At 63.3% G+C, this 15211-nt stretch carries 13 protein-coding genes and 1 pseudogene; 5 read left to right on the top strand and 9 right to left on the bottom strand.

The features are described 5' to 3' along the window. The first annotated feature begins 49 nt into the window (after positions 1 to 49). Both HV823_RS00700 and HV823_RS00695 read left to right on the top strand, forming a co-directional pair. Positions 50 to 457 (top strand): F0F1 ATP synthase subunit epsilon, encoded by a 408-nt coding sequence (locus HV823_RS00700; RefSeq protein WP_176947827.1) that lies wholly within the window; start codon positions 50 to 52, stop codon positions 455 to 457. Between the two features lie 214 nt (positions 458 to 671). Next, positions 672 to 2099 carry a mannose-1-phosphate guanylyltransferase/mannose-6-phosphate isomerase gene (locus HV823_RS00695; protein WP_176947826.1) on the top strand — a complete coding sequence of 476 codons (1428 nt, stop codon included), beginning with the start codon at positions 672 to 674 and terminating at the stop codon, positions 2097 to 2099. A gap of 22 nt (positions 2100 to 2121) precedes the next feature. Here HV823_RS00695 and HV823_RS00690 read toward each other — a convergent pair whose 3' ends face one another. From HV823_RS00690 to HV823_RS00680, 3 genes are all read right to left on the bottom strand, one after another. Further along, a complete protein-coding gene (locus HV823_RS00690) occupies positions 2122 to 2886 on the bottom strand; it encodes a metallophosphoesterase (protein ID WP_176947825.1) in 765 nt (254 codons plus the stop codon). A 53-nt stretch (positions 2887 to 2939) separates the two neighbouring features. Then, on the bottom strand, positions 2940 to 3731 hold the full coding sequence (locus tag HV823_RS00685) for a DUF6030 family protein (RefSeq protein ID WP_176947824.1): 792 nt from the start codon (positions 3729 to 3731) through the stop codon (positions 2940 to 2942). A 203-nt stretch (positions 3732 to 3934) separates the two neighbouring features. After that, a complete protein-coding gene (locus tag HV823_RS00680) occupies positions 3935 to 4849 on the bottom strand; it encodes a LysR substrate-binding domain-containing protein (protein WP_176947823.1) in 915 nt (304 codons plus the stop codon). 109 nt (positions 4850 to 4958) lie between these two features. On the opposite strand from HV823_RS00680, the gene HV823_RS00675 reads away from it, so the two are divergent. From HV823_RS00675 to HV823_RS00665, 3 genes are all read left to right on the top strand, one after another. Beyond that, positions 4959 to 6101 carry an iron-containing alcohol dehydrogenase gene (locus HV823_RS00675; RefSeq protein ID WP_176947822.1) on the top strand — a complete coding sequence of 381 codons (1143 nt, stop codon included), beginning with the start codon at positions 4959 to 4961 and terminating at the stop codon, positions 6099 to 6101. A gap of 17 nt (positions 6102 to 6118) precedes the next feature. Continuing rightward, positions 6119 to 7618, top strand: coding sequence for an aldehyde dehydrogenase family protein (locus HV823_RS00670; RefSeq protein WP_176947821.1), 1500 nt, complete (start codon positions 6119 to 6121; stop codon positions 7616 to 7618). A gap of 101 nt (positions 7619 to 7719) precedes the next feature. Next, a complete protein-coding gene (locus HV823_RS00665) occupies positions 7720 to 8841 on the top strand; it encodes a mandelate racemase/muconate lactonizing enzyme family protein (protein ID WP_176947820.1) in 1122 nt (373 codons plus the stop codon). A 218-nt stretch (positions 8842 to 9059) separates the two neighbouring features. Here the strand turns inward: HV823_RS00665 and HV823_RS00660 are convergent, their stop codons facing one another. The 6 genes and pseudogenes from HV823_RS00660 to HV823_RS00635 form a co-directional block, all read right to left on the bottom strand. After that, positions 9060 to 10784 carry an ABC transporter substrate-binding protein gene (locus HV823_RS00660; RefSeq protein WP_176947819.1) on the bottom strand — a complete coding sequence of 575 codons (1725 nt, stop codon included), beginning with the start codon at positions 10782 to 10784 and terminating at the stop codon, positions 9060 to 9062. Between the two features lie 73 nt (positions 10785 to 10857). Then, positions 10858 to 11277: a DUF2160 domain-containing protein gene (locus HV823_RS00655; protein ID WP_176947818.1), complete on the bottom strand. Its 420-nt coding sequence runs from the start codon at positions 11275 to 11277 to the stop codon at positions 10858 to 10860. Then, a pseudogene (locus HV823_RS00650) lies at positions 11277 to 12062 on the bottom strand (carbohydrate ABC transporter permease); the annotation flags it as partial. The pseudogene HV823_RS00650 and the gene HV823_RS00655, both read right to left, overlap by 1 nt. A gap of 121 nt (positions 12063 to 12183) precedes the next feature. After that, positions 12184 to 13050: a carbohydrate ABC transporter permease gene (locus tag HV823_RS00645; protein WP_097141243.1), complete on the bottom strand. Its 867-nt coding sequence runs from the start codon at positions 13048 to 13050 to the stop codon at positions 12184 to 12186. 2 nt (positions 13051 to 13052) lie between these two features. Beyond that, positions 13053 to 14123: an ABC transporter ATP-binding protein gene (locus HV823_RS00640; protein WP_176947817.1), complete on the bottom strand. Its 1071-nt coding sequence runs from the start codon at positions 14121 to 14123 to the stop codon at positions 13053 to 13055. Between the two features lie 10 nt (positions 14124 to 14133). Then, a complete protein-coding gene (locus tag HV823_RS00635) occupies positions 14134 to 15210 on the bottom strand; it encodes an ABC transporter ATP-binding protein (protein ID WP_176947816.1) in 1077 nt (358 codons plus the stop codon). Position 15211: the final 1 nt, after the last annotated feature.

Raw genomic sequence — 15211 nt, 5'->3', positions numbered from 1 at the left:
TGCCGGGCGTCCGTTCCTGACCTGATGAAATCAGAAGAAGTGAATGGTCATGGCCGACAGTTTCCAGTTTGAACTCGTTTCCCCAGAGCGCCTGCTGCTTTCCGGCAGCGTGACCTCGGTCGTCATTCCGGCCTCGGAAGGCGAGATGACGGTCATGGCCAATCATGCGCCGACGATGACGACCATCAATCCCGGTATCGTGACGGTCACGTTCGTCGATGGAAAGACGGATCGCTACGTGGTGTTTGGTGGCTTCGCCGATATCCTGCCGAGCGGCTGCACGCTTCTGGCCGAATCCGCAGTTCATGTCGACGAGATCAGCCGCGACGATATTGTCAAGCGTATAGACGTTGCGCGCGGTGAACTGGAAGCGGCTCTGAATGACGAGCACCGCGCGGGTATAGAGCGCTACATCGCGCAACTCGGTACGGTTCAGGGGACGATCCTTCCCGCCTGAAGCGAGAATTGAAGTCGCAAGTCATGGAACCCCGCTTCGGCGGGGTTTTTTGTTGTCACACAGGAACTTCATGGCTGAAAATGCCTTAACTAAGAGGCAAGGTAGCTGCCCCCTTCGGGACTATTTGCTTTGAAATGAAGCAGTTTGCTGCTTCTATGCCGGTCCGGCGGGGACGCTGCCCGGCCTATCGCATCATTTGCTGGAATGAGGATCGATGTCTGAAAAAATAATCCCGGTCATCATGGCGGGCGGCAAAGGTACCAGACTGTGGCCGCTTTCGCGTTCGACCGCGCCCAAGCAGTTCATGTCGCTGCTTGGAAAGAACACGCTGTTTCAACGGACCCTCGCGCGTGTCGCCGACACCGAGCGCTATGAAGCGCCGATCGTGCTGACAAATGCCGAGTTTCGCTTTCTCGTCGCAGAGCAGGCGCGCCAGATCGACCAGCCGGTGTCCAAGATCCTGCTTGAGCCGGTCGCGCGCAATACGGCGCCTGCGCTGGCGGCCGCCGCGCTGATCGTCGCCAGCGAATTTGGCGAGCGCGCTGTCATGCAAGTGCTGGCCTCCGATCATGATATCCTCGAGAACGAGGTCTATGCCGATTGTGTCGCACGTGCGGCGGAGGCGGCGCATGCCGGGAGGCTCGTCACCTTCGGGATCACGCCGACCGAGCCGGCAACGGGCTATGGCTACATCGAGGCTGGTGAAGAACTCGGCGGCGGTGCGTTTGCCGTCAAGCGCTTCATCGAGAAGCCCGATCGGGAAAAGGCGGAGCAACTCGTGGCCGCTGGCGGCTACCTCTGGAATTCCGGTATGTTCATGCTTCCGGTCGGCATTTTCCTGCAGGAATTGCGCCAGTTCGCACCCGAGGTGCTGGACGCGGCGACGCAGGCCATTGCGGGCGCAAAGGCGGACCTCGATTTTGTCCGGCTGGACGAGGAGGCCTTTTCCAAGGCGCCCGACATCTCCGTCGACTACGCCATCTTTGAAAAGACGCCCATTGCAGCCGTGGTTCCCTCGCCGATCGAATGGTCGGATCTGGGCAGCTGGGATTCGGTGTGGAAGCTCGGGGAGCAGGACGAATCGGGGAACGTCGCTGATGGCCGTACGACGCTTTTCGATACGCATAATTCGCTCGTACTGTCGAAGGACATACATGTCGCCGTGCAGGGCATGTCCGACATCGCGGTGATCGCCAGCGAGGATGCCGTCTATATCGGCCGCATGGAAGACAGCCAGAATGTCGGCAAGCTGGTCAAGCACCTCGCCTCGATGAAGGAGACGGCACCTCTGACGGAAACGCATCGGACGTCCTACCGCCCTTGGGGCGGCTACACGTCCGTCCTCAACGGCGACCGTTTCCAGGTGAAGCGGCTGTTCGTCAAGCCGGGGCGCAGGCTTTCGCTTCAGAAGCATCATCATCGCTCCGAGCACTGGATCGTCGTGCGTGGTACCGCTGAGGTAACCGTCGGCGAGAAGGTCATCCCGCTCCGCGAGAACGAATCCGTCTATATCCCGCAGGGCGAGTTGCACCGCCTTGCCAATCCCGGAAAGATCCTGCTGGAACTGATTGAGGTCCAGACCGGTTCCTATCTCGGCGAGGACGACATCATTCGTATCGAGGATGAATTCGGCCGGGACTAGCCGAATATCGCCCATCGCTCGCTTAAAGCAGGCGGGCGCCCGCGGCATCGACTTTCAGGACGGTGAGTCGGCCGGTGGCGAAACAGCCGGTGTCGATACCTATGCGGCCGGCGGCGAACTCCGGTTCGCCGCACGGCGTATGGCCGTGCACGACCACCAGAGGTAGCTCCGGTCCGTTTGTCAGAAACGGCTCACGGATCCACAGCATGTCCTCGTTGTCCTGCTGCTCGAGGGGAATGCCGGGTTTCACTCCGGCATGCACGAAGAGATGGCGCCCGGCTTGCAGGAAAATGGGCAGGCCTGCGAGAAAGGCGATCTGATTGACGGGAACCGCCCGAGTCAGGCTCGCGTCGTCCTGAAAAAGAGCCTCTTCGACATCGATGCCGAAGGATGCCAGCGTCGCCAATCCGCCAAAATTCGGGCCGAGCCAGTGAAGCCAGCCGGACGGATCGCGCAGAAACTTCAAGAATGTATCGTCATGATTGCCGCATAACGCCACCCGGGCAAGCCCATCGTCGTGGCGGCCTGCGAGATAGCGGAGGACGGATGCAGAGTCTGGGCCACGATCGACGTAGTCGCCAAGATAGACGATCAAAGCGTCGCCGTCCGTTCGCCTTGCATCTTCGCGAATTCGTTCCTCTGCTTCCATCAGTTCGCGGAAGCAGCCATGCACGTCTCCGATCGCATAGATGGTCGGTAGCCGGCCTTCCAGCTTGAGACGCACGCGCGCGCGCTTCTTGCCGGTTAACGGTGGAATCTCGACGATGCTGTAGGACGGCGTCTGCATCGTGCCAGTTTATCGCATTGCCGCATTGCGGAAAACGTTATCGGCAATGGGTATCATTTCGCCGCCATCGGGGGATCCGGCATCGGAAGCCATTTCTCCCGATCGAAATAGGGTGGCAGGTAGGTGTTCTTCGGGCGCGATCTGTCCGGCGTGATGATGAAGTTGAACCGCGGCGTATCGCCGAACTCCCGCTTCAGCTGGATGCGGTTGCCGAACACGACGACGTCGAATTCCTTGAGTGCGCGCAGATTGTCGAGGATTTCCGGGGCTTCGTTCCACCGTACCTCCTCGAAGAAGACGCCGACGGTGGCGATCGCCGCATCGGTCAGGGCTGCCCGCGTCGCCTCGTCCTCCAGATTGAGTTTGATCCGGAACGAGGTCAGGCGCTCCTCATTGCTGCCGCGGATGGACAGGTAGGCCGAGGTCTTCGGGCTGTCCTCATTGGCATCGGCCGCAAATTCGCGGAAGGAGGTGCATTCCCAGCCGCCGCCGGCGAGCCCCTCCTGCCAGCCGGAATTGGCAAAGCCGGTGCGCTGCAGCGCGGAACACAGCTCCTTGGGGTCGCGCCGGACCGTGCGTGCGAACTTCGTCTCCATGGGAACGATGGGCGAGACGAGGCGCTCGGGAATATCGACCTTGGGACGGGGGATCCGCCTGCCGCGGCTATCGGGCGAGAGCGCCTCTGTGGCCGCCGATGTCTTGGCGATCGGCTCGAAGCCGAAATGCACGAGCGCGCGGTTCAGGTTGCGGTGATTGTTGGCCAGCAGGAAGGTTGCCACGATCGCGGAAAGGATGCCCAGCGTCAGCAGCGCAAACAGGAGCTTGCCGTATCTGCCTTTTTTCACGTCCGGCATGCCGCAATGACGTTACCCGATCGCTGCAGGATCCACCGGGCCGGTTCGGGACGGTCGGCCGATGGTGCCGGGGCTTCCGGTGGCTTCGTGATAGGGCACAAATACGTTCTCGGCAAGCGGGCGGCGCAGGGGGCAGCGATGACGCCTGCAGCACGCATTCGTGATCGGGCTGCACCGGCGGCGCCGCAGGTCGCTCAGCCGGGTTTCGCCTCGCGGCCGGACAGTGCCGCGTGCAGCTTCAGCACTTCCTGCGGCGATGGCCGGAACCGTGGCAGGCCCAGATAGTAGCCGTAGCCGGTTTTCAGGCTGCTTGTGCCAAGCATCACAAGCCGGCCGTCCGTAAGCGGCTCGCCGAGAAGACCGAGGCTGCCCAGCGCTACGCCGTCGCCGCGGGTGGCGGCGTCGACGGCCATTACATAGGTGGAGAAGGTCAGGTTCGCCCGCGCGCTTCTCGCCTCGTTGTGTGCGCCCAGCCTTTCGAACCACTGGCGGAAGGAGATCCAGTTTGCATTGAAGCGGTCGTAGTCGATGAGGTCGAGGGCTGCGAGGTCCGTCGGTGTCAGCGACGCCGCGTCTTCGATTTCGCGGCTGCGCAGGTAGTCAGGCGAGGCGACCGGCGCGAGCTCTTCGGCCAGAAGGGGGGTAAGCGACCAGCGCGGATGTTCGCCGCGACAATAGAGGATGACGAGGTCGTTGCTCTCGGAAGCGAGGTCGGAAGGGCTGTCGGAGGTGAGAAGACGGATCGACAGGCCAGCATCGGCCTTGCCGAATTCGCGCAGCCGCCGGCCGAGCCAGAGGTGCGAGACCGAGCCGCTGGCGGCAATCGAGATCGTCTGACCAAAGCCGGCGCGGAAGGGTTCGAGGCTTTCCTCCAGATAGTCCAGCGTCGCCCGGATACGCTGGAACAGCCGCTCGCCGCCGGGCGTCAGCGCCAGGTTCTTGCCGCGGCGGGTGAACAGGTCGGCGCCGAGATGCCCCTCCAGCCCTTTGATGCGGCGGCTGACGGCGGCCTGGGTTATGTTCAGCTCGCGGCCGGCGCGCGAGAAGTTCATGTGCCGGCAGGCGGCGTCGAAGACGCGGAAGGTTTCGAGGGGGATCTTGTCGAGCATGAATCCATCATGATTTCAGATTATCAAAATTCCCGAGAATTCGATGGATTTGAAAATATCAGATCGTGATGCAGGGTAAAGCGTTCGCGTTTGCGCACGGGAGACGACCTTGCAGTTCACCACCTCCTTCGTCCCGGAGATCCGGTTCGGGAATGATCTTCACCGGACGATCGGCGAGGCCGCCGCCGCGTTCGGCGCAAGGAACGCTGCCGTCGTCATCGACGGGTTTCTGGCGCAGTCCGGGCTTGCGGGCAGGATCGCGGCCCAGCTTGCCGGCGAGGGCATCGCAAGCCGGCTCTTTTCCGCCTTTTCCGGCGAGCCGAAGCTGAAACATGTAAGAGAGGCAACGGAGGTTGCGTCCGGCTGCGACCTCGTGATCGGCGTCGGTGGCGGATCGGCGCTGGATATCGCCAAGATCGCTGCCTGCTGCGCGGTCTCCGGCGAGGATGCGATGCACTATGCGCTCGCCGCCCATCCGCTGCCCCGCGACCCCTTGAAGAAGATCATGGTGCCGACGACGGCCGGTACCGGCTCGGAAACTTCGGCGACGAACATCTTCGCCGGGCCGGAGGGCAGGAAGCTCTGGATCTGGGGGCCCGAGACGAAGGCTGATCTCGTCCTGCTCGATCCGGTGCTGACGATGACGCTGCCCGCAAGTCTCACCGCGTGGTGCGGACTCGATGCCTTCGTCCATGCCTTCGAGGCGGCGACCAATCGCAATGCGCATGCGGGCGGCAAATTCTACGCGCACGAGGCGCTGCGGCTGATCGGGGGCGCACTGGAGACGGCGGTGCGGGAACCGGAAAACCTTCAGGCCCGCGGCGCGGTGTTGCTCGGCTCCTGCTATGCCGGCATCGCCATCGACAATTGCGGCACGGCGATCGCACACAACATCAGCCACGCGCTGGCGGGCCTGGCACCGGTGCATCACGGGCTTGCGACGGCACTCGGCTTCGAGATGACGATCGGCTGGCTGGCCGAGGCGAATACGGCAGATCTGAACGCAGCGGCGCGTGCCCTTGGGCTGCAATCGGCATCGGAGCTGTCGGCCTTCGTGTCAGGCCTGATGGATCGCACCGGGATCGAACGGGCGTTGCCGAAGGCGTTTGTCGAGTTCGACACCGCCGCCCTTGCCGCCGAGATGCGCGCGCCGGAAAACCAGCCGATGCGGCGTTCGACGATCCGCGAGATCACGGACGCAGACATCGACGTCTTTGCCGCGCGCGTCATGGCGCTGCCGAAGACGCTCTGACGCCTGGAGGATGACGGATGACCACGCAACATAGTCGAGACTACTGGGAAAAGCTGCTGGCCGGGCTGAGGTTGGAAGGACGTCACTTCATCGACGGCGACTACCGGCTGCCGCTTTCCGGCGAGACCTTCACCCGTATCCGACCGATGGACGGCAGGTCGGGTGGAGTGCTTTCGCGCGGGAACGCCGCCGATATCGATGCCGCCGTCGCCGCGGCGCGCGCCGCCTTCGCAAGCGGGATCTGGCGCCAAAAGGAGCCGGGCGAGAAGAAGAAGATCATGCTGAGATGGGCGGACCTGATCCGCGCCCATGGCGAGGAACTGGCGTTGCTGGAGACGATCGACGTCGGCAAGCCGGTGATGGCGTCGCTCAATGTCGATGTCCGGCTCTGCGCCGACGGCATCCAGTATTATGCCGAAATGATCGACAAGATGTATGACGAGATCGCCCCCACCGGACCCAAGGCGCGTGCCCTTGTGCGGAAGGTGCCGCTGGGCGTCGTGGGCGTGATCACGCCGTGGAACTATCCGATGATCATCGATGCCTGGAAGGTCGGGCCGGCGATCGCGGCGGGCAATTCGGTGGTGCTGAAGCCGGCGGAGCAGTCGTCACTCTCGGCGCTGCGGCTTGCTGCGCTCGGTCTCGAGGCGGGGCTGCCGGCCGGGGTGCTGAACGTGGTGACCGGTTATGGCGAGGAGACCGGCAAGCCGCTATCGCTGCACATGGACGTTGACATGATCGCGTTCACCGGTTCCACCGAGGTCGGCAAGCTCATCATGGGCTATGCGGCCCAGTCCAACGTCAAGCGCGTTGCGCTGGAACTCGGCGGCAAGTCGCCGCTCGTCGTCTTCGAGGATGCCGATCTCGACGCCGCCGCCTCGGCCGTGGCCTGGGGCTGCTTCTACAATTCCGGCGAGACCTGCCATGCCTCGACAAGGCTGATCGTCCAGCGTTCGGTGCAGGACAGGCTGATCGAAAAGATCAGGGAGGTTACTGATCGGGAGATCGCGCTGAAACATCCGCTCGATCCTTCCGCGCAGATCGGGGCAATGATCGAGGAAGCGCATTTGGAGAAGGTGCTCGGCATGATCGCCGCAGGCGAGAGGGAGGGCGCGCGTCGCGTCTTCGGCGCCGAGCAGGTCCTTTCGGAGACGGGCGGCTACTATGTATCGCCGGGTGTCTTTGTCGACGTCAGCAACGACATGAGCCTGGCGCGGCAGGAAATCTTCGGACCGGTGCTGGCGGCCATCGCCTTCGATACGGAGGAGGAGGCGCTGAGGCTCGCCAACGACACGATCTACGGCCTCGCCGGCGCCGTGTTCACCACGGACATGGATCGCGCGCACCGCTTTTCGGAACGCCTGCATGCGGGGACGGTCTGGATCAACACCTACGACATGTCCAACTTCGCCACGCCGTTCGGCGGCTTCAAGCAATCCGGGTTCGGGCGCGACCGTTCGGTGCATGCGATCGACAAATATTGCGACTACAAGACGATCTGGCAGCAGTTCGCATAGCATATGCCCCTTGCCCTAGCCTTCTCCCCGCTTGCGGGAGAGGGTGCCGGCGGGCGGATGAGGGGCGGCGGGGAGCCAACAAACAAGAGGACGGAGAACGCATGAGCCTTATTGCCTCGATCGAAATCACCCACCATCGACTGCCGTTGGACCCGCCGTTCAAGGCGAGCTGGGACGGGCGGCCGCGCCGGCATTTCGACGCCACCATCGTGCGGGTGCGGGACGACGAGGGGCGCGAGGGCATTGGCTCCGGTGATCTGATGAAGGGCTTCGAGGGGCACGAGGACCTGTTCGTCGGCCAGGACCCGCGCCATCTCGAACGGCACTACGAGGTGCTGTCGCACATCAATTTCCACTACGGCCGCTGCTGGCCGCTCGACCTCGCGCTGTGGGACCTCTCGGGCAAGATCACCGGAGAGCCGGTCTGGCGGATGCTCGGCGGCCGCGCCGACCGCGTTCGGCTCTATGCCTCGTCGGGCGTGCTGCGCGAGCCATCGGCGATGGCCGACCAGGTGGAACGGTATGTCGAGGAAGGCTTTCCGGCGATGAAGGTGCGCTTTTCCTCGTCCGCCGGCGGACGGGATGGCTGGCGCGACGATGTTGCCGCGCTGGAGGCGATCCGCGCGCGCGTCGGCGACCGGCTGGAGCTGATGGTCGACTGCAATCAGGGCTGGCGGATGCCCTGGGACACGACGCTGCCCTGGACTTTCAAGGATGCCTTGACGGTGGCGCGGGAACTGGAGCGGCTCGGGATCTACTGGATGGAGGAGCCGCTGTTCCGCTCCGACCGCAAGGGCATGAAAGCGCTCAAGGAGGCGACCTCGGTTCGGATTGCGGGCGGGGAGATGACGCGAGAGCTTTACGAGTTCCGTGACCTCATCGAGGAGCGCGCCTTGGACGTGATCCAGCCGGACGTGGCACTCGTCGGCGGCATCACCGGTTGTCGCAGGCTGGCCTATCAGGCACGCGAGGCGGGTGTGACCTTCACCCCGCACAGCTGGACCAATGGCATCGGCGTGCTCGCCAATGCGCACCTGACCGCCGGCTGCGGCGACGCGCCGTTCCTGGAATACCCTTACGACAATCCCGAATGGAACGAGGCCCGGCGCGACTATCCGATGATCGCGCCGCTGCGACACCGGGATGGGTGGCTGGAGCTTGGCGAAGCAGCCGGGCTTGGGATCACCCTCGACGAGGAACGGCTGAAGGCGACACGGATCTGAGCTGTCCGGTCTGGAGACTGGCGCCGGTCATCCAGCATGCCGATAGGCAATGATGCCCACTCAAACACGCAGTCATCCCGCAGGTTGCGCTCGGGGCTTCGGCCGATGTTCCACCGCCCCGTGGGGCGAAACGAGAACCGCCCGGACGTTTCCATCCGGGCGGCTTCTTCGGGCTCAGGTCCGCGTGGGCCCCGTTCCGGTGATCACTGTTGCGGTGATCAATTTGCCTGCCAGCTCTTGACGAGTTCGTCGTAGTTGACGGTGAGGGGCTTTTCCTTCTCGTCGGCGATCTTCAACTGCGGAGCGAGGTTGCCCTTGGCGATGGCGTCCTTGTTCCAGTAGTCGATGTCGTGCTCTTCGGCGAGCTTCGGGCCCATGTCGCCCATGACGCCGGCGCGTTCCAGGCGTTCGAGCACCTTTTCCTGCTCGGCGCAGAGCGAATCCATGGCTTCCTGCGGGGTCTTCGCACCCGACGACGCATCGCCGATCGCCTGCCACCACAGCTGGGCGAGCTTCGGATAGTCCGGAATGTTCGTACCGGTCGGCGACCACTGAACGCGGGCCGGCGAACGGTAGAATTCGATCAGACCGCCGAGTTTCGGCGCCCGCTCGGTGAACGACTCGTGGGCGATCGAGGATTCGCGGATCAGCGTCAGGCCGACATGGCTCTTCTTCACGTCCACGGTCTTCGAGGTCACGAACTGCGCATAGAGCCATGCGGCCTTGGCGCGGTCGTCAGGCGTCGACTTCATCAGCGTCCAGGAACCCACGTCCTGGTAGCCGAGCTTCATGCCGTCCTTCCAGTAGACGCCGTGCGGCGAGGGAGCGAAACGCCACTTCGGCGTGCCGTCCTCGTTCACGACCGGAAGACCCGGCTTCACGAAGTCCGCGGTGAACGCCGTGTAGGTGAACATCTGCTGGGCGACTTCGCCCTGCGAGGGAACCGGGCCCGATTCGGAGAAGGTCATGCCCTGGGCGGCGGCCGGCGCGTAGGCCTTCAGCCACTGCAGGTACTTCTCGATCGAATAGACGGCAGCCGGACCGTTGGTGTCACCACCGCGGGCCACGCACGAGCCGACCGGACGGGAGTTTTCATCGACCTTGATGCCCCATTCGTCGACCGGCTTGCCGTTCGGGATGCCCTTGTCGCCGTTACCGGCCATCGAGAGCCAGGCGTCGGTGAAGCGCCAGCCGAGCGAAGGGTCCTTCTTGCCGTAGTCCATGTGGCCATAGACCTTCTTGCCGTCGATTTCGCGACCGGTGAAGAATTCGGCGATGTCCTCGTAGGCCGACCAGTTTACGGGAACGCCGAGGTCGTAGCCGTACTTGGCCTTGAAGTCGGCCTTGTTCTTCTCGTCGTTGAACCAGTCGTAGCGGAACCAGTAGAGGTTCGCGAACTGCTGGTCCGGAAGCTGGTAGAGCTTGCCGTCCGGAGCAGTGGTGAACGAGGTGCCGATGAAGTCGGCGAGGTCGAGGTTGGGGTTGGTGACGTCCTTGCCCTCGTTCGCCATGAAGTCGGTCAGGCTGCGCGCCTGCTGGTAGCGCCAGTGGGTGCCGATGAGGTCCGAGTCGTTGACATAGGCGTCGTAGATGTTCTCGCCCGACTGCATCTGCGTCTGAAGCTTTTCGATGACGTCGCCTTCGCCGATCAGGTCGTGGGTGATCTTGATGCCGGTGATCGCGGTGAAGGCCGGTGCAAGAACCTTGGACTCGTATTCATGCGTGGTGATCGTTTCGGAGACGACCTTGATGTCCATGCCGGCAAAAGGCTTGGCGGCATCGATAAACCACTGCATTTCCGCTTCCTGGGCGGCGCGATCGAGACTGGAGAGATCGCCGATCTCGGCATCGAGGAATTTCTTTGCCGCGTCCATGTCGGCAAACGCCGTGCCAGTCATTGCCAGCAGCATGGCTGCCGTCGTTGTCAAAAGGTGCCTTCGCATCATAATCCTCCCTTGGGTTGTGCGACTGCTATTTGAAAGGCCGGATCCTCCCTAGCCCCCCGTTTTCATTGCCTCATACGTATCGGAATACGCCGATGACGTAGACCACGCACAGGGCAAGTGCCCACCACAGGTTGGGACCGACCAGCCCCAGCCATGCGAGATTGATGTATGCCGAGCCGAGCAGCGACACGAACAGCCGGTCGCCGCGCGTCGTCTCGAAGCGCAGGATGCCGATGCGCGGATTGCCCCCCGGACGGGCATATTCCCAGACTGCCAGCAGCGCCAGCAGCGCGAAAATAGTCAGGAAGAACATCGCCGTCGGGAATGTCCAAGCCATCCATCCGCCGGGAATGAGCGGTGCGAACCAGTCGCGCGCGCCGTCCTTGACCGGCAGCGACATCATAAGCATGCCGGCGGCTAGCGCGTAGATGAGCAGCACGGCGGCGAGCGGCAAGGGCCAGCGATTGTTGTGGTTGGCGTTGGCGGCCATCAGACCCTCCCCAGGGCAAAGCCCTTGGCGATGTAATTGCGGACGAAGTAGATGACGAGGGCGCCGGGGATGATGGTCAGGACGCCGGCAGCAGCCAGCACGCCCCAGTCCATGCCGGAGGCCGAGACCGTGCGCGTCATCGTGGCGGCGATTGGCTTGGCATCCGTCGTCGTCAGCGTGCGGGCGATCAGCAGTTCGACCCAGGAGAACATGAAGCAGAAGAAGGCGGCGACGCCGATGCCCGACGCGATCAGCGGCACGAAGATCTTGGCGAAGAATTTCGGGAAGGAGTAGCCGTCGATATAGGCGGTCTCGTCGATTTCCTTCGGCACGCCCGACATGAAGCCTTCCAGGATCCAGACGGCGAGCGGCACGTTGAACAGGCAGTGCGCCAGGGCAACCGCGATGTGCGTGTCGATCAGGCCGAAGGCCGAGTAGAGCTGGAAGAAGGGCAGGGCGAAGACCGCCGGCGGCGCCATGCGGTTGGTCAGCAGCCAGAAGAACAGGTGCTTGTCACCGAGGAAGCGGTAGCGCGAGAAAGCATAGGCTGCCGGCAGTGCCACGGCGACCGAGATCACCGTGTTCATCACCACATAGAGGATCGAGTTGATGTAGCCGGAATACCAGGCCGGATCGGTGAAGATCACCGCATAGTTCCTAAGCGTCGGGTCCTGCGGCCACAGCGAGAAGGTGCCGGTGATCTCGGTGTTGGTCTTGAAGCTCATGTTGACGAGCCAGTATATCGGCAGCATCAGGAAAATGATGTAGAGCGTCGGCACCAGCCAGCCGAAGTTGCGGCGGGGTGTGCTGTCGGCGGCAAGGGCTTGCGGCACGGACTTGGCCATTGCCGCCGGTGCGGCCGGGGTGGAGGTTTCGGTTTCAACGCGGGCGGTCATCTTTTCCTCCTCACGCCTGGTCGTCGCTGCTGGTCATGACCGTATAGAAGATCCACGACAACAGCAGGATGATGAGGAAGTAGATGATCGACATGGCCGCGGCCGGTCCGAGGTCGAACTGGCCGATCGCCATCTTGACGAGGTCGATCGACAGGAAGGTGGTCGAGTTGCCCGGGCCGCCGCCGGTGACGACGAAGGGTTCGGTGTATATCATGAAACTGTCCATGAAGCGCAGCAGGAAGGCGATCAGAAGCACGCGCTTCATCTTCGGCAGCTGGATGTGGCGGAAGACGGCCCAGCGCGAGGCGCCGTCGATCTTGGCGGCCTGGTAGTAGGCCTCGGGGATGGAGACGAGGCCGGCATAGCACAACAGCACGACGAGGCTCGTCCAGTGCCAGACGTCCATGACGATCAACGTCACCCAGGCGTCGAACACGTCGTTGACGTAGTTGTAATCGAAGCCGAGCGCCTTCAGCGTGAAACCGAGCAGCCCGATGTCGACGCGACCGAACACCTGCCAGATCGTGCCCACCACGTTCCACGGAATGAGCAACGGCAACGACATAAGGACGAGGCACACCGGCACTCCGAGCCCCTTCTTCGGCATGTTGAGGGCGATCAGAATGCCGAGCGGGATCTCGATCGTCAGAATGATGGCGGAAAAGAGCAGGTTGCGGCCGAGTGCTGCCCAGAAGCGGTCGGAGTGAAGGATTTCTGTGAACCAGTCGGTGCCGGCCCAGAAGAACTGGTTGTTGCCGAAGGTGTCCTGGACCGAGTAGTTGACCACCGTCATCAGCGGGATGACGGCCGAGAAGGCAACCAGCAGCAGCACCGGCAGGACCATGAACCAGGCCTTGTTGTTCCAGGTTCTTTCCATGGTCAGGCCTCCCTGCCGACGCGCCAGCTGTCGGCGTAGATATTGATGGCGGACGGATCGAAGGTGATGCGTGGCTCGGCGGGGATCTCGCCATCCTCCGGCACGACGATCGCGATCGACTTGCCGGCGAATTCGGCGCGGACGATCTTCTGCCGGCCGATGTCCTCGACCTTCTTTACGTGCACGTGCATGCCCTCTCGGCCGAGACGGATGAATTCCGGGCGGATGCCGAGTTCGGTCCTGGCCCCTGCGGCAACCTTCGGCTGGTAGTCGAGCGTGATCGCGTCGGTGCCAAGCGAGACGGTGCTGCCGTCGATGCGCGCTGGCAACAGGTTCATGCCCGGCGAGCCGATGAAGTAGCCGACGAAGGTGTGGCTCGGACGCTCGAAGAGTTCGGCCGGCGTGCCGATCTGGACGATCTGGCCGTCATACATGACGACGACCTTGTCGGCGAAGGTCAGCGCCTCGGTCTGGTCGTGGGTAACGTAGACCATGGTGAAGCCGAACTGCCGGTGCAGCTTCTTCAACTGCGAGCGCAGCACCCATTTCATGTGCGGGTCGATCACCGTCAGCGGTTCATCGAACAGGATGGCGTTGACGTCGTTGCGCACCAGCCCGCGGCCGAGCGAGATCTTCTGCTTCTGGTCGGCGGTCAGACGGCGCGCCTTGCGATCGGCCCAACCGGAGAGGCCGATCATATCGATGGTCTCCCGGACCCGGCGGTCGACCTCAGCTTCCGGGACGTGGCGGTTGCGCAAAGGGAAAGCGAGGTTGTCGTAGACCGTCATCGTGTCGTAGATGACCGGAAACTGGAACACCTGGGCAATGTTGCGCTGCTGCGTCGAAAGCTCGGTGACGTCGCGGCCGTCAAACAGGATCCGTCCCTCGGAAGGCTGCAGCAGCCCGGAGATGATGTTCAACAGCGTGGTCTTGCCGCAGCCGGAAGGCCCCAGCAGCGCATAGGCGCCGCCGTCGTTCCACTCGTGATGCACTTCCTTCAGCGCATAGTCGTCTTCCGACTTCGGTCGCTCGCCGTAGGCGTGGCGGATATGCTCGAGATTTATGCGTGCCATGGCTTCCTCCTCAGGCCGCCGCCGGACGGGCGATGGCCCTGCCATCCGGGGCGAACGCCATCAGATGGCGCGTGTCGACATAGACGGTGATCGTCGCATCGGGTTCGATGTCGTGGATGCCGGGCGCCAGCATGACCCAGCGCGTGTCGGCGAATTCGACATGGACGAAGCTTTCGGAACCGGCGATCTCCGAGATCGCCGTGCGCACCGTCACCGGTGCTGCCGAGGCCGACTGCGGCGACAGCGACAGGTGATGCGGCTGGAACGCGACCGTGCAGGGTCCGTCCGCGATGCCGGCGAGATGGGCGGGAACGTTCAGTACCCGCTCGCCCTCCAGGACGAAATGCCCGTTCGCCTTGGTCAGCGCAAAGGTGTTCAGCGGCGGGTCGGCGAAGGTCTCGGCGGTGATCAGATCCACGGGGCTGCGATAGACGTCGATCGTCGGCGCGAACTGGGTGATGCGGCCTTCCGCCATGGTCGCGGTGTTGCCGCCCAGCAGGAGCGCCTCGGAAGGTTCGGTCGTGGCATAGACGAAGATGGCGCCGGAGGCTGCGAAGATCTTCGGCAGTTCCTCGCGCATTTCCTCGCGCAGCTTGTAGTCGAGGTTCGCCAGCGGTTCGTCGAGGAGGACGAGGCTCGCATTCTTGACGATGGCGCGCGCAAGCGCCGTGCGCTGCTGCTGGCCTCCGGAAAGGTTCAGCGGCGTGCGGTCCAGATAGGGGGTGAGCCTGAGCAGGTCTGCGGCCTTGCGTACTTCGCGGTCGATCGTCTCGCGGTCGGCGCCCTTGATGCGCATCGGCGAGGCGATGTTCTCGTAGACGGTCATCGCCGGATAGTTGATGAACTGCTGGTAGACCATCGCGACGCTGCGATCCTGTACGCGCAGGCCGGTGACATCCTTGCCGTCGAACCAGACCGAGCCGAAGGTCGGCTTGTCGAGACCGGCCATCAGCCGCATCAGCGACGTCTTGCCCGACAGCGTCGGGCCGAGCAACACGTTCAGCGATCCGCGCTCGAGCACGAGGCTGGTGGGGTGGATGTGCGTCTCCCCTCCCACGACCTTGGCGGTATCTCTCAATTCAAGCATT

Origin of the sequence: Mycoplana rhizolycopersici (genome assembly GCF_013378445.1) — a bacterium.
Taxonomy (GTDB): domain Bacteria; phylum Pseudomonadota; class Alphaproteobacteria; order Rhizobiales; family Rhizobiaceae; genus Mycoplana; species Mycoplana rhizolycopersici.
The sequence above is the reverse complement of the archived record's forward strand: the minus strand, read 5'-3'. Positions and strand labels throughout refer to the sequence as shown.